General features: G+C 60.2%; 17 protein-coding genes and 1 tRNA gene. 8 read left to right on the plus strand and 10 right to left on the minus strand.

All coding sequences use genetic code 11. The annotated features are described in order from the left end of the window. Both NZ585_06445 and NZ585_06450 read right to left on the minus strand, forming a co-directional pair. On the minus strand, positions 1-217 hold a 217-nt coding region (locus NZ585_06445), incomplete at its 3' end, for a Uma2 family endonuclease (GenBank protein MCS7079672.1). 249 nt (positions 218-466) lie between these two features. Next, positions 467-2,389, minus strand: a complete 1,923-nt coding sequence (locus NZ585_06450; protein MCS7079673.1) for an ABC-F family ATP-binding cassette domain-containing protein — start codon at positions 2,387-2,389, stop codon at positions 467-469. 220 nt (positions 2,390-2,609) lie between these two features. On the opposite strand from NZ585_06450, the gene NZ585_06455 reads away from it, so the two are divergent. From NZ585_06455 to NZ585_06480, 6 genes are all read left to right on the plus strand, one after another. Further along, positions 2,610-2,837 (plus strand): hypothetical protein, encoded by a 228-nt coding sequence (locus NZ585_06455; GenBank protein MCS7079674.1) that lies wholly within the window; start codon positions 2,610-2,612, stop codon positions 2,835-2,837. Positions 2,838-2,884: 47 nt separating this feature from the next. Further along, entirely contained in the window at positions 2,885-3,838 is a 954-nt protein-coding gene (locus NZ585_06460) for a phosphoesterase (GenBank protein MCS7079675.1), read from the plus strand. 28 nt (positions 3,839-3,866) lie between these two features. Continuing rightward, positions 3,867-5,471: an NAD(P)H-hydrate dehydratase gene (locus tag NZ585_06465; protein MCS7079676.1), complete on the plus strand. Its 1,605-nt coding sequence runs from the start codon at positions 3,867-3,869 to the stop codon at positions 5,469-5,471. Between the two features lie 25 nt (positions 5,472-5,496). Continuing rightward, complete coding sequence (locus tag NZ585_06470; protein MCS7079677.1) at positions 5,497-6,744, plus strand: TlpA family protein disulfide reductase; 1,248 nt, start codon at positions 5,497-5,499, stop codon at positions 6,742-6,744. Positions 6,745-6,811: 67 nt separating this feature from the next. Beyond that, positions 6,812-7,342: a TlpA family protein disulfide reductase gene (locus NZ585_06475; GenBank protein ID MCS7079678.1), complete on the plus strand. Its 531-nt coding sequence runs from the start codon at positions 6,812-6,814 to the stop codon at positions 7,340-7,342. Positions 7,343-7,401: 59 nt separating this feature from the next. Continuing rightward, positions 7,402-8,652 carry a TlpA family protein disulfide reductase gene (locus NZ585_06480; GenBank protein MCS7079679.1) on the plus strand — a complete coding sequence of 417 codons (1,251 nt, stop codon included), beginning with the start codon at positions 7,402-7,404 and terminating at the stop codon, positions 8,650-8,652. Between the two features lie 181 nt (positions 8,653-8,833). On the opposite strand, the gene NZ585_06485 is transcribed toward NZ585_06480, so the two are convergent. Genes NZ585_06485 through NZ585_06495 form a run of 3 tightly spaced genes read right to left on the minus strand, consistent with a single transcriptional unit; the run spans position 8,834 to position 12,199 of the window. Continuing rightward, on the minus strand, positions 8,834-9,694 hold the full coding sequence (locus NZ585_06485; GenBank protein MCS7079680.1) for an ATP-binding protein: 861 nt from the start codon (positions 9,692-9,694) through the stop codon (positions 8,834-8,836). 36 nt (positions 9,695-9,730) lie between these two features. Then, the gene (locus NZ585_06490; protein MCS7079681.1) at positions 9,731-10,612 is read right to left on the minus strand and encodes an NAD(+)/NADH kinase; all 882 of its coding nucleotides are present in this window, start codon (positions 10,610-10,612) and stop codon (positions 9,731-9,733) included. Positions 10,613-10,648: 36 nt separating this feature from the next. Next, positions 10,649-12,199 carry an ATP-binding protein gene (locus tag NZ585_06495; protein ID MCS7079682.1) on the minus strand — a complete coding sequence of 517 codons (1,551 nt, stop codon included), beginning with the start codon at positions 12,197-12,199 and terminating at the stop codon, positions 10,649-10,651. Between the two features lie 300 nt (positions 12,200-12,499). Between NZ585_06495 and NZ585_06500 the strand changes: the two genes are divergently transcribed. After that, a tRNA-Met gene (locus NZ585_06500) sits at positions 12,500-12,573 on the plus strand. Positions 12,574-12,873: 300 nt separating this feature from the next. After that, positions 12,874-14,262, plus strand: coding sequence for a class II fumarate hydratase (locus tag NZ585_06505; protein ID MCS7079683.1), 1,389 nt, complete (start codon positions 12,874-12,876; stop codon positions 14,260-14,262). 164 nt (positions 14,263-14,426) lie between these two features. On the opposite strand, the gene ileS is transcribed toward NZ585_06505, so the two are convergent. The 5 genes from ileS to NZ585_06530 form a co-directional block, all read right to left on the minus strand. Further along, positions 14,427-17,243 (minus strand): isoleucine--tRNA ligase, encoded by a 2,817-nt coding sequence (gene ileS / locus NZ585_06510; protein MCS7079684.1) that lies wholly within the window; start codon positions 17,241-17,243, stop codon positions 14,427-14,429. A 167-nt stretch (positions 17,244-17,410) separates the two neighbouring features. Then, a complete protein-coding gene (hisG, locus tag NZ585_06515) occupies positions 17,411-18,049 on the minus strand; it encodes an ATP phosphoribosyltransferase (GenBank protein MCS7079685.1) in 639 nt (212 codons plus the stop codon). After that, on the minus strand, positions 18,046-18,813 hold the full coding sequence (locus NZ585_06520) for a YbjN domain-containing protein (GenBank protein MCS7079686.1): 768 nt from the start codon (positions 18,811-18,813) through the stop codon (positions 18,046-18,048). The genes hisG and NZ585_06520 overlap by 4 nt, the downstream gene beginning before the upstream one ends. Before the next feature lie 291 nt (positions 18,814-19,104). After that, a complete protein-coding gene (locus NZ585_06525; protein MCS7079687.1) occupies positions 19,105-20,112 on the minus strand; it encodes an Rpn family recombination-promoting nuclease/putative transposase in 1,008 nt (335 codons plus the stop codon). 170 nt (positions 20,113-20,282) lie between these two features. After that, positions 20,283-21,449 (minus strand): acyltransferase, encoded by a 1,167-nt coding sequence (locus tag NZ585_06530; GenBank protein ID MCS7079688.1) that lies wholly within the window; start codon positions 21,447-21,449, stop codon positions 20,283-20,285. Positions 21,450-21,489: the final 40 nt, after the last annotated feature.

The raw sequence follows: 21,489 nt of genomic DNA on the forward strand, positions 1-21,489 counted from the left end.
CAATGGCACAGAAGTAGTGGTCAGGGGGGACGGTTGTGGGGCGGAAGGTTTCGTACAGGAGCAGGGCGAACAGGAGGTGGAACTCGCTGGGCAAGGCTTCTTCGTCCTCAAACTCGCTGGGGAGGTCGTCCATGGTGAGGACGCGGCGGGCGGGGAGGTGAGGTGGTGGAGGCGTGGGCGACGGCGAGTGGGTTGGGTGTGGGGCGGGCGTCGTCATTGGTTGTCTCCTGAGCGGCTGGGATGAGCAGATGAAGGTGTTGATGGCACAACGGCAGACGAAGGTACAGCTGGCGCGTACGCTTGGTGTCGTCAGGGTAGCAAGCTGGCGACGCCCGCTGAAGGGGAGGCTTCACTGTCGCCCGTTACGTAAGTCGCCGGAAACAGTGCCGGTCGCCGACGCTCACTGACCACCACGCCTAAACCTATGGCGCTGTGTCTCCTCGGAAGTACTCGATTGGCAATTACGCTACTCGGCTGCAACCGTCGCTTCCCATTCGGCGTAAAGCGCCTCAAGTTGCTGCGTCAAGCGCTCATACCGTTGGTGATACTCAACATAACGCGCCGGGTCGGCGGCAATGGCCGGCGTCGCCATCGCCGCTGTAACTTCGGCTAGATCAGCCTCGACGCAAGCAATTTCTGACTCAATCGTTTCCACCGGGCGAATCTTACCCTGGCTCTTTTTCTTTGGCTTTGTGGACGCTTCCACTGTCGAGCGCGTCTGTGGAGGCGCAGACAACGTGGGTGACGGCTCGGTTGTCTTTGTTCGCCGAGCCGCCTCACGTTGCTCCGCCTGACGAAGCTCCCATAGCTCACTGTAACTGCCGTCAAAGTCACGGCTACCGCCAGGCTCCAACCAAAGCAACCGTGTCGCTACATTGTCGAGAAAGTAGCGGTCATGTGACACGATAAGGCACGTTCCCGGATAGCGAACTAGCGCCATTTCCAAGGCTTCGCACGAGGGAATGTCAAGGTGGTTGGTCGGTTCGTCGAGGATGAGTGTATTCGACCGACTGTAAATGAGCTTCGCCAACGCCAGCCGCCCGCGTTCCCCACCGGAAAGCGCCTTGATGCGCTTGAACACGTCGTCGCCGGTGAACAAAAACCGTGCCAGAAACGACCGCAGCTCAAACTCCGTTGCTGAAGGGTTGACGCTCTGGAGTTCTGCAAAAACCGAGTTGGCGAGCGTCAGCGACTCAAGCCGCTGGTCGTAATAAGCCATTTTGACGCCACTGCCCCAGCGCACTTCGCCTGTTACCGGCGGCAATACCCCCAGCAGTGTCTTGAGCAACGTCGTCTTCCCCGCGCCGTTCGGCCCAACAATGCCTAGCTTTTCACCCCGTCGCACAACCAAGTTGAACGGCCCTGCCACCACCCGGCCGTTGTAGCCCACGCGCAGGTCTTTCAGCGTCAGCACCCACTCGCCCGAACGCGGGACATGCTTCATCGTAAAGTCACCCTGCGGGGCGTCAACCGTTGCGGCTTCAAGCCGCTCCATCCGCGCTAAGAGGTTGCGCCGTGACTTGGCCTGTTTGGTTTTCTGTCCGGCGATGTTGCGGCGGATGAACTCCTCCTGCCGCGCAATCTCCGCCTGCTGCCTTTCGTAGTGCCGCTGCTGAATCTCACGCAGCGCGTCGCGTTTGGCGACGTACTCCGTAAAGCCACCCTCGTACGACAGCGCTTTTCCCCGGTCGAGTTCAATGGTGCGCGTCGTGACGCGATCAAGAAAGAAGCGGTCGTGCGAGATGACGACATACGCCGCCTCGTAACCGAGCAAAAACTCCTCCAGCCACTCAATGGCGCGCAGATCGAGGTGATTTGTCGGCTCGTCAAGCAGCAGAATGTCCGGCTGCCGCAAAAGCAGCATGCCCAAATGCAGCCGTCCCTGTTGGCCGCCGCTCAACCGAGCCGCCGGCTTGGAAAAGTCATCCTTGGTGAAACCAAGACCTAGCAACACCTCCTCCGTGCGAGCCGGGTAGGTAAAACCGCCGCGCGCTTCAAAGCGATGTTGCAGTTCGCTGTAGCGTTCCAGCGTTTGCGCCAGCCGGTCGGGATCGCCGCCCTGTTCGGCCATGTTGTGTTCAAGCCGGCGCATCTCGCGCTCCATTGCCTGAAGCTCAGCGAAGACACTCAAGGCCGCCTCAAGCGTCGTCACATCCGGCGGGAAGTGCGGGTGTTGTTCGAGCAGGCCAAATGATAGGTTGTTCATGCGAACAATCCGCCCACGGTCAGGCTGATCAAGACCGCACAGCAAGCGAAACATCGTGGACTTGCCAGCACCGTTGCGGCCGACAAGGCCGATTTTTTCACCAGCGTTGACCTGACAGGTCACCCCACGCAAGATGTCGTGACCGCCGTAGCTTTTGTGTACGTCTTCGAAGCGGAACAGCATGGCGCGAACGTCGCCCGGTCAAGACTTGCGCTGATTGCGCTAAAAAACGGCGAAACGGCGATTGTGCCGGTCACCGAACACTTCGGCAAGTCGCGCCGGTTAACTCCGCCTTCGAGACGCTCCAGAACCCCATCACTGAAACCGCCGACTTGCGGCATGATGAGGTTGCTCTAGCAAGCGAGCCGTGTTCCACTTTTCACCGAATACGGGGGTTGTCTTGATGTCTAACTCGTCCCTAGTCACCGTTGTCGTTGGTTTAGCGGAAAGTCATCGTGAACGCCTGGATGAGGCGGTGGCCGCGCTTGAAGCGGCCGGATTGACGGTGCAACGTCGGTTGAAGACACTGGGCCAAATCACCGGCTCCATTCCCCGCGAACGACTCGCCGCCCTAAAACGGGTGACGGGCGTTGCCTACGTTGAAGCTTCGGGTGAATATCGCGCGTTGTGACCAAAACCGTCGGCGCGCATCTGGTCGAGTGTAGGTGGTCTGCCGCCATGAAAGTCAAGATTTTCTATCACGACCACTGCTTCGATGGCGCTTGTTCGGCGGCCGTGTTTGCCTGCTTTTACCGGCGCGCCTTTGACCCACAGGCGCAGTTTTCCTACACCGGTTTGATGCATCGTCCGGGCGGGAGCTTTGGCGAAATCCATTTCGACGCCGACGAACATGCTATTCTCGATTTCAAGTTTCATCCCAGCGAAAAAGTCACATGGTGGTTTGATCATCACCAAAGCGCCTTCTTGACGGCTGTGGATGAAGCGCTGTTTCGCGCAGACACCAGTGGGAAAAAGTTTTTCGACCCCACGTACAAGTCCTGTACGAAGCTCATCGCGGATGTCGCCCGCGAGCGTTTCGGCGTTGAACTACCGGAGTTGGCTGAACTCATCCACTGGGCCGACATTGTTGACGGCGCGCAGTACCCTGACGCCGAAACGGCCGTCAACTTGGCGGCTCCGGCCATGCAGTTGACGCTTGTGCTGGAAGGCTCGAAGGATCACAAGCTGCGGCAATTTATCGTCCGCACGCTCCAAGAAAAAACGCTAGCCGAGGTCGCCGCCGACCCCCAGGTGCAGTCGGCGTTTGCGCCGATCCGGGCGCGTCATGAGCGCGCCATTGAAATCTTCCGTGAAGTTGGTGAGTGTCAGGACGGCGTGGTGTTTTTTGATCTGACTCACCACGACATTGAGGGCTATAACAAGTTCATCGCCTACTGGCTGTATCCACAGGCGCGCTACAGCGTCAGCGTTAGTCGCGGAACGTACCGTTCGAAGGTTTCGGTTGGGTACAACCCATGGAGCGGTCGTCCCCGCAACCACAACATTGCCAGTTTGTGTGAACGCTACGGCGGCGGCGGCCACGCCGTGGTCGGGGCCGTATCGCTGCCGCCGGAAGAACTGGAACGCGCTAGAGCTATTGCGCGCGAGATCGCCGCCGCGTTGCGGGATTGACATCCATCTCCCCAGCAGGAACGTCATCGTGCAGCCGATTTTATCCGCAGCTCACATGGCCGATGTGGATCGCGTCACGAGCGAGCAGTTCGGCCTTCCAAGTTTGCTTCTGATGGAAAACGCCGCCGTCGGAGCGGCGCTGGCCATCGAACAGCACTTTGGGCCAGTTCAGCAGCGACGCGTAAGAATCTTCTGCGGCAAGGGCAACAACGGCGGCGACGGCGCAGCCGTGGCGCGACAACTCTGGATGCGCGGCGCGCAGGTCGAGGTGTTGCTCTTCGGAAAACGCGAAACGGCGCGTGGCGATGCACGTGTCAATTTCGACATCGTGGCGCAACTAGCACAGGCGTCGTCCCGCATTCGACTGGTTGAAGTGCAGAGCGAAATGGAGTTCGCTGCGCTCCTGGCTAACAGTTCGTCGCGTTTCAATCTCCACGTTGACGCTCTGTTTGGAACGGGCCTGGCACGCGGCCTGGAAGGAATGTTCGTCAAGGTCGTCGAATACCTCAACAGCGCCCGTCAGTATGTCCCGGTTTGTTCACTGGACTTGCCGTCGGGGCTGGCGGCGGATTCGCCGCATCCGGTCGGCGTCCATGTCGTTGCTGACCTAACAGTGACGTTCACCGCGCCCAAAATCGCCAATGTCCTGCCGCCGGCTGGACACGCTAATGGCAAACTGCACGTTGTCAACATTGGCTCACCGGCAAGTTTGGTGCGAGCCACCCAGGCCCACCGAGCAACGCTGTTCTGCGTCACGGAGGAGGGGGTTGGGCAGTACCTCAACCGTACCCGCCGGTTGCCTGACGCGCATAAAGGCCATGTCGGACACGTCTTGCTCATCGCCGGATCACGCGGCAAGACGGGGGCGGCGGCGTTGGCCGGGGAGGGGGTTCTGCGGGCTGGAGCCGGTTTGCTTACCATCGCTTGCCCGGCGAATGCGCAGGCGTTGTTGGTCAGCCAGTGTCTGCCGGAGGCCATGACGCTCGCTCTGCCGGACGATGGAAACGGACAACTGACGGAGGAGGGCCTGCGCGCCGCGTTGACAGCCGCCAACCAACACACGGTATGCGCTGTCGGCCCTGGCCTTGGTACAGAGGCGGCGACCCGTCGCCTTGTGCAGGGGATCGTCAAGGAAGGGCGAGCGCCCACGGTGCTGGACGCCGACGCGCTCAACTGTCTGTCGCCTTGGCAGGCCGGACACGGTACGCCGGAGCGTCCCCTCATCCTGACGCCGCATCCCGGCGAAATGGCGCGGTTGCTGGGAACCTCCGTCAACGACATTCTGGTTGACCGGATCGGCGCGGCGCGGCGGTTGGCGACGACCTACCATCTGTTTGTCGTCCTCAAGGGCTACTACTCGCTTGTCGCCACGCCGGACGGCGACATCTACATCAATCCGACCGGCAACGCGGGCATGGCGACCGGCGGTAGCGGCGACGTACTGACCGGCATCCTCGCCGGTCTGCTGGCGCAAACCCCTCACATGCCGTTGGAAGCGACGTTGGCAGCCGTCTATCTGCACGGTCAAGCCGGCGATTTGGCCAATGCGTCACTGGGCGAACGAGCGCTGGTCGCTTCTGATATCCTTCGTTTCTTACCCCAAGCCTTCAAGGCCCACTCGCCATCCGCTTGACTACACAACGAGGAGACCACCTTACATGAGGCGTGTATTCTTTGCTTGGCGCATTAGTTTTTTCATTATCGGCTGGCTGTGTGCCACAGGCGTCGTCGCCGACATCGGGGCCTTCGCGCAGGAGTCACCGGCCAACGCGCTTCGAACGCTGGAAGCGCGCAAGGCGGAAGCCGCCAAGCTTTTTGACGCCGTCATCGCCGCGCATCAGGCGCTGCCTGCCTATCGCGCGACCGTGACCATGACAACGAACATTCTCGGCCAGCCGAACGCTGTTATCAAGGTACGCGCCAAGGGCGAGTGTCTTCTGATGCACATTGAGACTGATGAAGGGAAAAGTCACATTGCGTACGCCGGTGGTCGCCTGCTGCTGTTCTCAACGAAAAATCAAGGCAAGTACGTCGTCCAGCCCGTCAATGAAAAGCCTTCGCTGACCAACTGCTTCGTCGTTGCAAACGGCGGCGTCATTTCCGTGCCACAAGTGCTGTCCCTGTGGGGCGAGTGGAATCCACTTGAGAACGAAAATGAGAACCAAGCCATTCGAGAGGTGCAAATCACAAACGATGCCGACGGCAAGCAAACGACAATTCAAATCACGAAGGTGTACGGCTCGTCGGATACGTTTCAGATGACGTGTACGTTTGATCGCGCGTCGTATCGGTTGGCGTCATTCCGCCGCACCTTCAACTACGGGCCGCAGCCGGTGGTCATCACGGAGACCGTCACGGACTTCAGTCCCGATGTCCATGACGACGATTTGGCGCTGACGCCGCCCGCCGACGCCAGACGCATCGAGTTGCCTGCGCCGGAGCCGTTGTACCACCCGGCGCTCAAAAAAGGCGGCGACCCGCTGCCGATTGAGGCGACCGATATGGAAGGTAAGGCGGTGTCGCTCAAGGATTACCAGGGTAAGGTTGTCTTGCTCAACTTCTGGGCAACGTGGTGCGGTCCCTGCATCGCTAAGTTTCCTTTCATGACAGCCCTGGAGGAAAAGTTCGGGACGCAGGGGTTTGTCGTGCTAGGTGTCGCTTGCGATGAGGAAACCGAAGTGGAAAAGGTCAGGGCGGCGCTCAAAAAGCACAACGTTGCTTGGCGTAACATTTTGCACACCCGAACTGAGGACGGAACGCCGATTGCCGAGCGCTATCGGGTGAAGGGGCTGCCGTTTCTGATACTCATTGGGCGCGACGGCAAGATTATTGAGGTCGGCGTCAATCCCGGCCGCAGTTTGGAAAAGTTGATTGAGCGCAGCATCGCCGCCGACTCGCTGAAGTGACATGGTTACCGGAGGCGTCAAGTAAACCCCGCACAAGCACCATACGTCTGAAAGGAAAGCCCACCCTATGACCAAACGAGCCTGTCTTACATTGATTTTCATAATGTCGGCGGTGCTGTCACTCGACGGCGTGGCGGTCGCTCAACGAGTAAACTACGACCCGGCGTTGCGGCCTGGCGCAGAACCATTTCCCATCCAAGCGATAGCGCTGGATGGACGCCCAGTCACCCTCAGCGATTATCGTGGGAAGGTGCTGCTGATTGATTTCTGGGCGACGTGGTGCCCGCCTTGCCGGGCGGAACTTCCGTACCTGACGCGTGTCTATGAGAAGTATCGCGCGGATGGTTTCGATGTGCTCAGCATTTCACTTGACAGCGACGAGACCCGGCAGGCTGTTCCGGCGTTCATTCGGCAGTACCGAATGAACTGGCGGCACATTTGCGACGGTCGCGGGTGGCAAGCGCCGATTGTGCGCCGGTATGGGGTGCGGGCCATCCCCCTAACGATCCTGGTTGGGCGTGATGGGAAGATTGTTGCGGTCAATGTGCGCGGCCCTGCCATCGAAGCCCGTGTCCGCGCCGCGCTCACAGCACGATAGTCCACGCCGGCACCGCCGCTGGCATTGCCTCAACCCTCCTCCACTTCAGGGAGTTTTGTATGTTGATGTCGTCTGTCGCCGCATCGCTTCCAGTGCGCGTACCTGTCGTGCGCCCGCCCCTCTCACGAACCGCCTTAACAGTCGTCTGCGCAATGATGTGTTTGATGTGGTGTGAAGCGACAGTCGCCCACGCCATGTCACTGCTGAATGACCAAGACAAGGTCGCAGAAGAAGCCAAAAAACTCCTGGCTAAAGTTGCTGAAACACACAAGGGCTTGGCGTCCTACCGCGCCACCCTGCAACTCGGTTCGTCTGTTTTTAGTATCCCTAACGCGGAGATTGCGGTATGCGTCAAGGACAAAACGCGCATGGCCGTGACAATCAAAACCGCCGACGGCGAGTGGCGCGGGTTCTACAACGCCGACGGTCTGTTTACCTACTCGACCAAAGACGCCAAGCGATATGTGCAGCATCCCATACCGGATGAGGAAGAGTTGACGATTGAAAAGCTCTGTGGGCTGGCTGAATTGCGTGGTCTGTATTTCGCGCTGGATGTGTGGTCGGGATCGAATCCAGCCGAGACGCTGGCGAGAAACACGGTGGATGTGGCCGTTGAACGTGTCCCGGACAAACCAATCACGACCGTCACCTTCAATCTGATGAATCCGGATGGGCGCATCACTTTCACAGTTGATCATGAACGGAACTGGCTCAAAGCAGTGCAGAGTGAAGTGCGTCCGGGGCGCAGTGTGCCATTGCGGTTTACGGAAGTCGTCACGGCGTTTGAGCCGACGGCGACGGACGCCGATGTCGCCTTTACGCCGCCGGCCAACGCCGAGCGGTTTGAGATTCCTGCGCCGCCCGGCAAATACGACCGAGCGCTTAGGCCAGGGGCGTCACCCTTTGCTTTTAGAGCGAAGGACATGGATGGCAAGCCAGTGTCGCTGGACGACTACAAAGGGCGCGTGCTGTTGATTGACTTCTGGGCGACATGGTGCGGCCCGTGCGTTGCCGAAATCCCGACCCTACGAGCCGTTTATGAGAAATACAAGGCGCAGGGCTTTGAAGTGTTGAGCATTTCCCTAGACGACGAAGACACGCAGGCTGGCGTTCCCGCCTTCATCAAGAAGAACAAAATGACGTGGCGGCATATCTGCGACGGGCAAGGCTGGGAAACGCCTATCGCCCAGCGCTACGGCGTCAAGGCGATTCCTTTCACGGTGCTGGTAGGGCGCGACGGCAAGATTGCAGCCGTCAATATACGCGGTGAGGCGCTGGAGCCGGCGGTGAAGGCCGCGCTGGCAAAGTAGGCAATGGCCGCACGTTGTCATCCCGACTGCCGTCGTGGGGCGCGCAGGCTGACAGGCTTGCGCGCCTGCTTCTTTCAGGCAAGGCAGAGACCGGGCAAGTCTCCGCCCTTGCGATCGCCGACGCCCAGGCGACTACGCCGACTATCGCGCTGCTAAAGCCGGTCTTATGCCGCCGTCGGCGTCACGACTGGATAAACAGTCGCTTGCTTAGGTAGGTCTGCCGGTAGTCGTCGCCGGACATGTAGATGGTTTTGCACATCTCATAGAGTCGGGAGCGGAGTCGGACGCCGATGCGGTCTTCCAGCGTCTCGTCGTAGCGTTCGGTCGGCTGATCGAGGTAGTTCGACGTAATAATGGTCGCTTTCTGCTCGTTGTAGCGCGTGTTGAGAATGTGCGTGATGGTGTCGCGCACCCACTCGGTCGCCTTGCCCGCTCCCAGTTCGTCCAAAACCAATACGTCAACCTCATAGACCGGACGCAGTACCGCATATTCGGTTGTCTGCGTTTGTGGGTTATAGGTTTCCTGAATCGCCTTGAGTAGGTCGCGGAAGTCGTAAAACAGACACGGCACGCGCTTGGTTCTCATCAGCGCATTGGCTGTCGCTACCGCCAGATGGGTTTTGCCGACGCCGCAGGGTCCAAGGAAAAGTAGCCCAAGACCGCGTTCCGCCGGATAGTCCTTGACGTAGCGACGGCACGCCAAGTGTGCAGTGACAAGGGATTGCTGCGGTTCGCCGCCGGGATTGACGCGGAAGTTGTCGAAGCTGCTGTCCCGATAACGCGCCGGAATACGCGCCCGTTCGATAAGGTTTTCAACGCCGCCACGACACTTTGTGCATCGCCGTGAGCGCCTCCCAACCGGGTCATACTCAAACCCAGTGCCGTAGCAAACCGGACAAACGTCTGGCGACGAATCGGAAGTTGGTGAATGTCGAGGAAGTAGATCGGGGAGCGCCATTGTTGCGCCACCAAACGCCCGGCGAACATTGCCGGGGTTGTTATCTGGGTGAACCTGGCTAAGTTGCTTTGGGTGAATTTTCACGGACGGCCGAAAAAATCAAGTCGCCGACCGTGCGCGTCACGTGTTGCCCCATTTGAGTTTGTCGCGCAGCAGCTGGAAGTAATCCTTGTCGGCCGGTTCAATAAGCTTGAGGACGGAGGCGCTCTTGCGAATCAGAACGCGATCTTCTGGCTCGACGGCGCATCCGGTTTGTCCGTCAAAGGTTAGGAACACATCCTCGACGTTGAAAGGACCACGTTCCGTGCTTAGACGCAGCTCAATCTCGCTTGTATCGGGAACGACCAGCGGGCGGTTTGTTAGGGTGTGCGGACAAATCGGCGTGATGACAATCGCCTGCATCGCCGGATGCACGATTGGTCCTCCAGCCGAAAGCGAATAGGCTGTTGAGCCGGTCGGAGTGGCAATGATGAGGCCGTCGGCGTGGAATGTTGAAACAAACTGCCCGCCAATCCAACATTCAATCGGGATGAGGCGCGCCAGCATGCTCTTGGTGATGACGCAGTCATTGACGGCCTGCGCCGTCAACAACGGTTCGCCACCGCGCTCAACAGTTGCTTCCAGCTTCATGCGGACATCCACGCGGAGATCGCCCGCAAAGACGCGCTCCAACGCCGCGTAGGCCGTTTCCGGTGTGTACTCGGTCAAATAGCCAAGGTAGCCATAGTTGACGCCAAGGACGGGAACATCGCGCTCGCCCAGCAAACGCGCGGCGTAGATCATCGTTCCGTCGCCGCCGATGACAATGACTAAGTCGGCCTGCGCCGCCAGTTCGGTCGCAGAGAGAACGGCGACTGACGGAGGCAGAAGGTGAGCCGCTGCAGCTTCGCCAACCACGCGGCAGCCACGTGCTGTGAGCCGTTCAGTTAGCTCGGTCAAGTATGGCGTAATGTTGGTCAGGTGTGGTTTAACAATCAAACCAACCGTTTCGAAGACAGCCATAAGGTGTCATCTGCACCGCCGGGCATTGAAGATCGCCTAACGCTGGTCGGACGGCGAAAGCAGGGGATTGGCGCCTTCGGTCGGTGTCGCCAACACATCCGACAAATCCGTGACAACCGCTGGCGCAGCTGCTGACAACACCGGCGGTGGCGTGGGCGGCTGTTCTTCTACCGGCGGCGTAAGTGGTAGGATGATAGAAAACGCCGTACCAACGCCGACCTGACTACGCACCGCAACATTGCCGCCGTGGGCGGCGGCAATCCGCTTAACAATGGCCAACCCCAGTCCCGTGCCTAAGTCCTTGTTGCGGTTCGCCGCCTGATAGTAGGCGTCAAAGACGTATGGCAAGTCTTGCGCCGGAATGCCCTCGCCCGAATCCACGACGTTGAAGACAACATACGGTACGCCAGCGTCCACCTGCGTGCCTTCCATCAACCGCGCCTCAAGCCAGATCTGTCCCCCTTCCGGGGTGAACTTCAAGGCGTTTGACATTAGGTTTGACAGCGCTCGGTGCAGTTTGTTGGCGTCGCCAATGATCGGGGGAAGATGTTCCTCGCAGCCGTAGCTAAACTTGATGGCCTTGCGTCGGGCGGCCGGTTCAAACTCTTCGCCGACCTGCTCGATAAGCTTAGCAACTTCCAGTTTTTCAAGCGACAGCTTCATTTTGCCGGCTTCGAGCTTCGAGAAATCGAGCAGCTCGGAAACCAAGGCGATGAGCTTGACGGCAATGTTTCGTGCGCCCGTCACCAACGGTAGAATGTCTGATCGCATTGGGCGGGGCGCATTTAGTTCCTGTTCAATCAATTCCATCGTAGAAACGATCGTGCCCAAGGGCGACCGAATGTCGTGTACGATAGCGTTGGTGAACTCGGCGCGCAGCCTTTCTAATTCACGCAGTTTTTCGTTGGCGTCGCGCAGCGCCTGCGCCTGTGTCCGAACTTGGACGTACCGCCCGGCGCGTTTCAGAGCGCCGGCAATCTGCTCCAGCGCGCGCCGCAGGATTTTTGTCTCTTCGCTGCCGGAAGCCGCCTGAAGGGATTGAATGGCGGCGCTGAGAGAAGCCATAAGCTCCCGCCACTTAGCCTGTTCTTCAGGGTCGGCCCCTTCTGAGAAATCAAGCGAGAGCTGTTCGCCGGTCGGACGAATAAATTGCTCGATACCGTCCGCTATCGCCGACAGATTTGCCACCAACTGCTGCCGTTCGATAGCCCAGCGTTGCCGTTCGAGCATGCGTCGCAGCTTCAAAATGAGCTCTTGATGGCGGAACGGCGTCGCTAGGACCTCGTCCGCACCCGCATGCAGCGCCGACGGCACATCATCGTCGCGCGTCGCCGTCGGACTCAAAATGATCACCGGTAGGTTGCGCAGATTCGTTTGGCTACGCACCCACTGGGTCAGCTCAAGGCAGTTTTGGTTACGCAGCGCAATGTCGAGAATCAGCGCGTCAAATGGGTGCGCTTCCAGGCGCACTCGCGCAGCGCTGCCGGTATCCACCATTTCGACTTCATAACCGCTGCTGGTGAGCAATGCGCTAACCATTGCTCCCAAAAGCTTGTCGTCCGCCGCGATGAGAATTCGTTCGGGCATAGGTTTCACCGGCAGGCGCTGTATCCCCTTGCGCCAACTCTTCCGAACCTGCCTAGAAGCGTTGGTTTTCCCCTGAGTTGGGACCGGCGACGTCGGCGGCCACTCTGCGCCGCCGTTGAATGCGCCGCCCTGAGCATGTAAACCCGGTGTGTTAGGACAGGCTAGGAACCATCCCTTCCAATGTCAAGGTGCGGCTTGCCGTTGGGCCTTGCAATTCACCGTCGTTTACGCCAATCTCCCCCTGCGCCTAGCGCCTTCAGCTTAGGCTGTTAGCATGAGTAAGCAACTACCCATCCATGTGGCGGCGTAGCTCAGCTGGTTAGAGCGACGGATTCATAACCCGTAGGTCTCCGGTTCGATCCCGGACGCCGCTACTAGTCAGATCCGCTTCAACGCCTACCGATTGGGTAGGCGTTACTTTTTATGAGGCGGCCTCCACGCTGGGAACTGCTATGCCTATGTGGTCGCGCCTCGCCCTTGCTTGCGTCGAAGCCTCCTTGAACTGAAGGAAACTCGACAAAAGCGTCAGCCAACGAGAGCCTCAGCTTGCTTTTGCGAATACCGCTTCGGTCGGTCGTGCTCCAGTGCTGGCTTGCAGATTGAAAGCGTCCGACGTGCGCGCGCATACTGGCGGCTCTGTATGTTGGATAACTTTTTGGACAAGGAGTCTCACTGTGACCGACGAGCAGTTTCGCATTGAACGTGACAGTATGGGAGAAGTGCGCGTTCCGGCGCAGGCGCGGTACGGCGCGCAAACCCAACGCGCCGTCGAAAACTTTCCCATTAGCGGTCTTCGTTTTCCACGGCGATTTATTGAGGCGCTGGCGCTGGTGAAGTGGGCAGCCGCCAAGGCCAACTGCGCCCTGGGTTTACTAGCGCCCAACATGGCAGAAGCAATTGCCGAGGCAGCGCTGGACGTGGCCGCCGGGCGCTATGACAACGACTTCCCGCTCGACATTTTTCAAACCGGCTCCGGCACAAGTACGAACATGAACGCCAACGAGGTCATTGCTACGCTGGCCAGTGAACGGCTGGGGACGCGCGTTCACCCTAACGACCACGTCAACATGGGCCAGAGTAGCAATGACACCATTCCAACGGCCATTCACGTCAGCGCCTATCTGGCCACTGTTCACGATTTGCTTCCCGCCCTGCGCCATTTGCAGGCCACCATTACGACGAAGGCCGCAAGCGTGGCGCATGTCGTCAAAACCGGACGGACGCACCTGATGGACGCCATGCCGATTACGCTGGCGCAAGAAATGACCGGCTGGGCTTGGCAGATCGCGCACGGCATTGAACGCGTTGAGAGCGCGCTGCCGCGCTTGGCTAAGCTGGCTCAGGGCGGTACGGCCGTTGGGACAGGCATCAACGCCCACCCAGAATTCGCCGCCCGCTTCGCCGCCCTACTGGCCGAACGCACCGGGTTGCCCTTTCGTCCAAATGACAGTTTCTTTGAATCGCTCAGCGCACAGGACGCCGTGGTGGAGTTGAGCGGACAACTCAAAACCGTAGCCGTCAGCTTGATGAAAATCGCCAACGACCTGCGCTGGATGAACAGCGGCCCGCATGCCGGGCTTGCCGAAATTCGGCTTCAAGACCTCCAGCCCGGCTCCAGCATCATGCCCGGCAAGGTCAATCCGGTCATCCCGGAAGCGACGGCGATGGTTTGCGCGCAAGTCATCGGCAACGATACGACCATCACGGTTGCCGGGCAGTCCGGTAACTTCCAACTCAATGTTATGTTGCCGGTGATTGCCTACAACATTCTGCAAAGTCTGATGCTCTTGGCCAACGCCGCGCGTCTGCTGGCGGACAAAGCGATCGCCACCTTCACCGTCAACGAAGAACGCCTGGCGGCGCAGGTCGGGCGCAACCCGATTCTGGTCACGGCGCTCAATCCGGTGATTGGCTACGAACTTGGCGCAAAGATCGCCAAGCGCGCCTACGCCGAAGATCGAACCGTCAAGGAAGTCGCCGCTGAAATGACCAGCCTCTCCGGTGAGGAACTGGATCGCCTCCTTGACCCTCGCGCTCTGACGGAAGGTGGGATTCGGCGGTAAAACAGTACGCGCACCGTCAATCAGCCAAACGGCGCTCCATCCCTTTGTCGGCAAGCTCGCTTTCTGCGTGCTTGCGAGCGGTAGCCTAACCTGAATGTAGAGTGCGGCGGAGCGCCGCCGCACTCCAAAGGGCGGGACCGCCTGCTACATCGTTTCGGAAGCGCCTAGCCCGCATACCACCCGGCGCGGACGTTGCGGACGCACCGCCGGCAAATCGTCGGAAACAGTGGGTCTTCACCGACTGTGGTTTCGTAGTGCCAGCACCGTTCGCACTTGACGCCCGCTGCGCGCTGTACCTGCACTGTCAACTCATCGCCCTCAGCGCGTTCCAGCGTCACCTGCGACACGATGAACAAAAACGACAGCGCCTCCGCACCGTAGTCGGCGAGAACCGGATAATGCCGCCCGCCAGCCCGCAACATCACCTGCGCCTCCAGCGCCGACCCGATCCGCCCGGCCGCCCGTTCCTGCTCAAGCTCTTTGAGCACTACCGAGCGGACGCCGAGCAGCGTTTCCCACCGTTTTCGCAGTTCGGGCTCGGCGCGCGCTGCATCGTACGGTGGAAACTCCGCCAAGTGGACTGACCCAGCCTGCCCGCGCGTGAGCTTTTCCCAGGCTTCATCCGCCGTAAACGCCAGAATCGGGGCGAGCAGACGAATCAGTGAACTCGCAATCTCGTACAGCGCCGTCTGCGCCGCCCGCCGCTCATGCGACTTCGGAGGATAGGTGTACAGCCGATCCTTGAGGACATCAAAGTAAAGGCTGGATAGCTGTGTCGTACAGAAGTTCAGCAGCGCCGTATAGACCGACTGAAACGCATACTGTTCGTAGGCTGCGCGGACGCGCCGCGTCAGTTCATTGGTTTCCACCAGCGCCCAACGGTCGATCTCAAACAGTTCGGCGTAGGGGACAGTATCGGCCTCCGGGTCAAAATCCGAAAGGTTGTTGACGAGGTAGCACAGCGTGTTCCGAATCTTGCGGTAGGCGTCGCCAATCCGCGCCAGAATCTCCTCGGAAATGGGGACGTCGTCGGTGTAGTCCACGCTCGCCGTCCACAGCCGCAACAGGTCAGCGCCGCCGGACTCAATGAGCGCCTGCGGCTCAATAACGTTGCCGAGGCTCTTCGACATTTTTTCGCGGTCTTTATCGAGGACGTAGCCGTGCGTAATAACAGTGTGGTACGGCGCGTGTCCCCGCAGCCCCAAGCTCACCACCAGCGACGAGTTGAACCAACCGCGATATTGGTCGGAACCCTCGATGTACACATCCGCCGCCGGTTCATCGGCGGTCGCCAGTCCGGCGCGCTCCATAATGCGCCAACTAACGCCTGAATCAAGCCAGACATCGAGGATGTCCATTTCCTTTTCGACGTCTTTCGCGCCGCAGTTGCCGCAGGTGAAATCCGGCGGGAGAAAGTCTGTCACAGGGCGCACATACCAGGCGTCCGCGCCTTCGCGGTCGAAGATATCCGCCACCCGCTCCATAAACTCGGCCGTGGCGTGTACCGTCCCGCAGGACGTACAGCGCACGGCGGCGATGGGAACGCCCCAGGCCCGCTGCCGCGAAATGCACCAATCGCCGCGATTGACGAACATGTTGCGCATGCGCTCTTCGCCCCACGGCGGCAGCCAGCGGACGTTCGCAATCGCCTCCAGCGCCCGTCGCCGCAAACCGGCGGCGTCCATCGAGATGAACCACTGCGGCGTGGCGCGAAAAATCGTCGGGGTTTTGGTGCGCCAGCAATGCGGATAGCTGTGCTTGTAGTCTTCAGCGAAGATGAGTTCGCCGCGTTCGCGCAGTAGCTTGATGATATCCGGGTTAGCGTCGAAGACCTGTTTGCCGGCGAAGTACGCCACCTCGTCGGTATAGACGCCGCGCTGATCCACCGGACAGTACGGCTCAAGGCCGTATTTCTTGCCGATGAGGAAATCCTCCATCCCGTGGCCAGGGGCGGTGTGAACAGCGCCCGTCCCGGCGTCGAGCGTCACATGGTCGCCAACCATGAGCTTTGATTCCCGGTCAAGCCATGGATGCCGAGCCGCCTTGCCGTCAAGGATCGAACCCTTGAACGTCGCCAGCGGACGGGCGTCCGTCCAGCCGAATTTCTGCGCCAATTGCGGCAGGAGCTTTGCGGCGACAATATAGGTTCTTGGCCGTCCTTGGCCGTTGGCGGCGGGCGCTTCGACAGCGACGTAATCGAAATCCGGCCCAAAGCTGACACCAAGGTTGGCAGGCAACGTCCACGGCGTGGTCGTCCAGATGATGATAGCGACCTCGCGCCCAGACAATTCCGGCGCAATGGCCGCCGGGTCGGTCGCCAATGGAAACGCGACATAGACCGACGGATCTACGACATCCTTGTATTCAAGTTCGGCTTCGGCTAGTGCCGACTGTGCGCCGATGGACCAGTGTACGGGACGCAAGCCGCGATAGACGCTCCCCTGCCGGACGAAGGCGGCTAGCGTCCGCAAAATGTCGGCTTCATAGTCATAGCTCATCGTTTGGTAGGCGTTCGCCCAATCGCCCAAGACGCCCAGCCGCTGGAAATCGTGGTTCATCTGTGTGATGTGTCGTTTGGCGAAGGCGCGGGCTTCACGGCGGATGATGATGGGCGTTAGCGCGACGCCCTTCGCCGCCAGCTTGCCTTCCAGTTCCTTGACGACCTTAGTTTCGATCGGTAGTCCGTGGCAGTCATAGCCGGGGATGTAGGCGGCGTCAAAACCGAGCATGCTGCGTGACTTCACAATGAAGTCCTTGAGAATCTTGTTGAAGGCTGTCCCCATGTGGATGCGGCCGTTGGCGTAGGGCGGGCCATCGTGCAGGCGAAATTTCGGGCGACAAGCGCGCGCCGCACGCAGCGCGCCATACACGTCTGCTTCTAGCCAGCGCTTGAGGCGCTGTGGTTCGGTTTGGGCAAGGTTGCCCTTCATCGGCATGTCCTTCGAGGGCAGGTTGACGGTTTTCTTAAGGTCAAACGTCATCGGCGTTGAGCATTGAGCAAAGAGGTGAACCAACGATGGGGCATTATGCGGAACGGCCGCAACCTTGAGCAATTAGGGCGGGGCAGGGAAAAGCACAGCAAGGCGGTTGGAAGCGGCCGCTGCAGGCCGCACAAGAGGCTGTCGTCCCGAGAGCTGGCGCTTGCATCCTACCCTGGGGAGATGGTCAGTGGCGCAAGTCGTTCCAAAAGCCGTGTCAGGCGGGCGCGTTCAAGGTGGAACGCTGCCCGATTAACAATGCACCGGGCGCTGATTGGGGCAATCACTTCCAGAATCGCCAACCCGTTTTCAGCCAGCGTCCGGCCGGTTTCGACAATATCCACGATGCAGTCGGCAAGACCCAACACCGGAGCCAGCTCAACCGAACCCGTCAGCGGGATGATGTCCACCGGCGTCGCACGGCGTTGGAAGTGCTTTTGCGTGACGCGCGGATACTTGGTCGCCACCCGCAATTTGGACAGGCGATTCGCCGCCGGCCACGCGGCCTCCGGCCGACCAGCGACCGCCAGCCGGCAGAAACCAAACGCTAAATCTAGCGGCTCATAGACATCCGGCTCATGTTCGAGCAAGACATCTCGCCCACATACACCAGCCTGCGCAACGCCATGCTCGACGTAAATCGGTACGTCACTGGGCTTGACTAGCAAAAACCGATACTCGCCTGCTGCGTCCTCCAGTACAAGCCGCCGACTATCGAGTTGATCTGAGCCGACTGATATTCCTGCCGCCGCCAGCCGAGCAAGCGTCGCCTCTTGCAAGCGGCCTTTCGCCAGTGCCAGCGTGATCACTGCTGGGGATTGCTTACCCGCCGTTCGCGCGTCACTTTGGCGGGGGCGGTGCGAACGGCGTCGCGGTTGTCTTGCGCACTGTCGCGCGTGTTGTCGCGAGTGTCGTTGCGAGGCGGCGCCTCGTCGTCGGCGTTGCGCTTCATGCGGCGGGCAATCTGCGGCGCGTATTCCTTCGCCGCCGCCGCCAACCCCAGATAGACCGTCTGGAAGGTCTCAAAGGTGATCGGCGTTTCCGTCCGCAGCGACCACTTCAGCCCGATGTCCTGCTCCTTGTCCACGAAGAAGCTGCCGAACGCCATCGCCTCGTTGGCGTTGAGCAGAAGCGCCCGCAGCTCGTCGGCGTCCGTCGCCTGTGCAACGTTCCCAAAGGCGTACGAATACAGGCCGACCATCTTCTTGCGCGGCGCATAAATCACTACGATGTCAAAGGTTTCACCGGAGGTCGCCGTGTAGCGGCTCACAATCGTGTTCGGGTCCTTGTCCGGGCGCTCCAGCCGAACGCCTTTGATTTGGCGCAGGTAGCCGCGCAATGTTTCGGGCAGCGGTTTTGGTTTCGGTTTCGGCGCGTTGGGGTCAGGCGGCGTCTGGCTTGGTGAAGCGGGTTTAGCGGCCGGCGGCTTTGTTGGCTTCGCTGGTGCGCCGCTTTGTGCTCCGCCGCTCGCCAGCGCGGCCGGTTTCCGGCGCGGCAGCGCGGTTTCCTGAGTGAGTCCGACGTGTCCAAGGATGGCGAGACCGAGAGCGGCCGGCATCAAGTTACGCATCATGATGTCTTCCCCACGAGCTGAGGATGTTGGGTCGTTCGGCAGGCAAGTCGTCCAACGCTATCACGCGCCGGACAAGCTTGGCATAAACGACTTATCCTCGGCGAGCTGGCGCGCAGCCGTTCTAGCGCACTTTCCGCCTGAGTGTAGCGGTAACCCGCCACTTGGAGCGCGGCGGCTGGACGCCGCTCTATTAGGAGTGCAGCATTCCGTGCTGGACGGCTTCGAAGCGCCCTCGCCCTGTGGCGGCGGGCGAAGCCGTGGAGCGTGGGAAGGGCGCGCAGAGTGTATGCTCTACGACGCAGCAGAGGCGTTCAGCCAGGCGCGGAGGTCATCGGGCGTCTGGAAGTCGAGCAGAGCGTCACCCAAGGCTTCTAGGCGTTCCAACGGCAGAGCTTCAATCGCCGCCTCGGTTTCGGGCGCGAGCGCCCCAAACCGCCGCCGCAGCAGGCGCAACACCAGAAGTCGCTCGCCTCGCTCAATCCCTCGCTCAATCCCCTGCTCAATCCCTTGCTCAATCCCTTCTTGCAGAATCTCCATCACAAACGGCGCTGTCATCAGTTCCTCCGCTTGTTCCGCTATGGTTTCTTTGAACACGGCCTTGACCGTTTGCCATCGCAACGGCGTCTCCGTCGCCGCCAAATACCTTAGCACTGTCCCCAGGTATTCCGTCACGCTCTGCCGCTCCAGCAACGCCATCAGCCGGAAAATCTCCCGCAACCGCTCCGGCAAATCCTCTGAAAACACGTACCGCAGGACGGACAACCCAACCCGCAACAGCAACCCGCCCTTGAGGTCTTCGGCGCTGTATGGCGACAGGTCGCACAACCAGTAGCGGCACGAAGGCGTCCACGCCCGCAGCGTCGGCTCATCCCGATGGGCGACGAGTCCCGCGACATCTTCGGCGACGTTCCAGCACGCCTTGCCGTGGTAGAAGACGACCGGCAGGACAACCGGCAGTCGCGCGCCGCCGGCGCGGCGCGCTTGCTCCCAGATAGCGAAGACATAGCGTCCGATTTGGAGCGGCGTCCACGGCCACGGCGTGCTTTTGTGTTCGAGCAGGACATAGACGAACGCTTCGTCGCCGCCCCGGTCGCGGACGCGGAAGAGGACATCGGAGAGGTGTTCGCGGAGGTCTTCGTCCACGAAAGAGCCGGGGACGGTTTCGGGCTGTGAGACATCGAGATGGGCGAGGACTTCCGCGGGCAGGTAGTGGGCAAGGAAGTCCGCCGCGACGCCGGGGCGGGCGAGAAGGTCCTTAAAGAAGAGGTCGTGAGGGTTGGCGAGGCGGGTGTCGGGCATCGGGGGTTGCGTTGTCGGGCGCACGGGATGACGGCGGCAACTCGCCCTTACGATACTCCCGCCGCTTTCAACCGCAGGGGCGTTCCTTCACTCTTCATCCGCAGATTTCGCAGATTCGCGCAGATTCATTCTCCATTTTTCATTCTCCGCTACATTTCTCTGAAAGCGCGCTAGTCATAGCGAAACCGTCTTCCGCGCTGAATGAACGGCTCTTCAAAGTATGTCCACGAGAGCTTCGCCGCCCCCAGCGCGACGGCGGCGGCGGTGACGGTCGTCAAAATTCGCGCGGGGGTATCAAGATTAGGAGCACCGCCGAAGACGACTGCATGCGCCAGACCCAACACCGGAACATGCAGCAAGTACAGGCCGTAGGAGAATGTCCCGACCGCCACAAAGCCTGACCAGCGGAAAAACCCTGCCAGCCGCCCCCTGCGGTGCGTCAGCACCAGCCAGAACAACATCGTGTAGGCGACGGCTTGCGCGGCGTAAAATGCGGCAATTTGCGCCGGCGCGTAAAAGCTTAGCCGTCTGGAGTAAATCAGAAAGAGAAAGCCGCTCGTTGCCGCCAATATCGCCCACCACCATTGCCGCTGGTGGACAAGCCAAGCCCAAGCTTCGGCGTCACGGTACAGCAGCGCCGTCAACACGCCAAATCCCAGCGCGTCAAAGCGAAAGGGCGTCAGAACATACTGTGCCGTTGCATTCGAGTAAGGCGTCAATGCAAACCCGAAACGCAGTAGCGGCGCAGCGATAATGAACCCAATGACTGTCGTGCGTAGGCGCTGCAGCGGGACGTAGCGCATTAGCAGCGGCAGCCCAAGGTAGAACTGCTCTTCGACCGCCAGCGACCACGTTGGGGAAAGCCAGTACGCGCCATATTCGCCTGTGTACGCCATGGCGAAGTTTTGGAGATACAGCAGGTAGCTCGCCCACCAGCGACCGTCGGCGGCGTTGAGCGTACTGATGGGGCGCTGGATGAGCCAGTACAGCGCGTCTAACCCGCCCGCCCACGCAACCAGCCGGACGACGAGAAACGCGCCGACGACGGCATAGTAGAGCGGGAAAATTCGCAGGATGCGCCGCAGGTAAAACGTTCTGAAGTAGTTTGGCTTGTCGCGCACGTCGTACAAACCGCCCGCGATCAAAAAACCCGACAGAATGAAAAACAAGTCCATGATGCCAATTGTCCAGCCCAGATAATCGGCGACCGACTTCAGCGCGCTTGGCGGCGACTGGCGCGTGATGAGGTGCGCGTAGTGGAACAGGACGACAACCAGCGCGCCAAAGCCGCGAATGCCGTCCAGTTCGGTCAGTCGTTTCGCATCCAGTTGTGTCATGCCAATCATTATCCGGGCCGGTTGTTAGCGCACAGCGCAC

The sequence above is a fragment of the Chloracidobacterium sp. genome (genome assembly GCA_025057975.1).
Lineage (GTDB): Bacteria > Acidobacteriota > Blastocatellia > Chloracidobacteriales > Chloracidobacteriaceae > Chloracidobacterium.

What these genes read in the sequence shown, in the direction of transcription:
- NZ585_06450 (MCS7079673.1), bottom strand. Translation starts at nt 2,389, where the DNA reads ATGCTGTTCCGCTTCGAAGACGTACACAAAAGCTACGGCGGTCACGAC.
- NZ585_06455 (MCS7079674.1), top strand. Translation starts at nt 2,610, where the DNA reads ATGTCTAACTCGTCCCTAGTCACCGTTGTCGTTGGTTTAGCGGAAAGT.
- NZ585_06460 (MCS7079675.1), top strand. Translation starts at nt 2,885, where the DNA reads ATGAAAGTCAAGATTTTCTATCACGACCACTGCTTCGATGGCGCTTGT.
- NZ585_06470 (MCS7079677.1), top strand. Translation starts at nt 5,497, where the DNA reads ATGAGGCGTGTATTCTTTGCTTGGCGCATTAGTTTTTTCATTATCGGC.
- NZ585_06475 (MCS7079678.1), top strand. Translation starts at nt 6,812, where the DNA reads ATGACCAAACGAGCCTGTCTTACATTGATTTTCATAATGTCGGCGGTG.
- NZ585_06480 (MCS7079679.1), top strand. Translation starts at nt 7,402, where the DNA reads ATGTTGATGTCGTCTGTCGCCGCATCGCTTCCAGTGCGCGTACCTGTC.
- NZ585_06490 (MCS7079681.1), bottom strand. Translation starts at nt 10,612, where the DNA reads ATGGCTGTCTTCGAAACGGTTGGTTTGATTGTTAAACCACACCTGACC.
- NZ585_06495 (MCS7079682.1), bottom strand. Translation starts at nt 12,199, where the DNA reads ATGCCCGAACGAATTCTCATCGCGGCGGACGACAAGCTTTTGGGAGCA.
- ileS (MCS7079684.1), bottom strand. Translation starts at nt 17,243, where the DNA reads ATGACGTTTGACCTTAAGAAAACCGTCAACCTGCCCTCGAAGGACATG.
- NZ585_06520 (MCS7079686.1), bottom strand. Translation starts at nt 18,813, where the DNA reads ATGATGCGTAACTTGATGCCGGCCGCTCTCGGTCTCGCCATCCTTGGA.
- NZ585_06525 (MCS7079687.1), bottom strand. Translation starts at nt 20,112, where the DNA reads ATGCCCGACACCCGCCTCGCCAACCCTCACGACCTCTTCTTTAAGGAC.
- NZ585_06530 (MCS7079688.1), bottom strand. Translation starts at nt 21,449, where the DNA reads ATGACACAACTGGATGCGAAACGACTGACCGAACTGGACGGCATTCGC.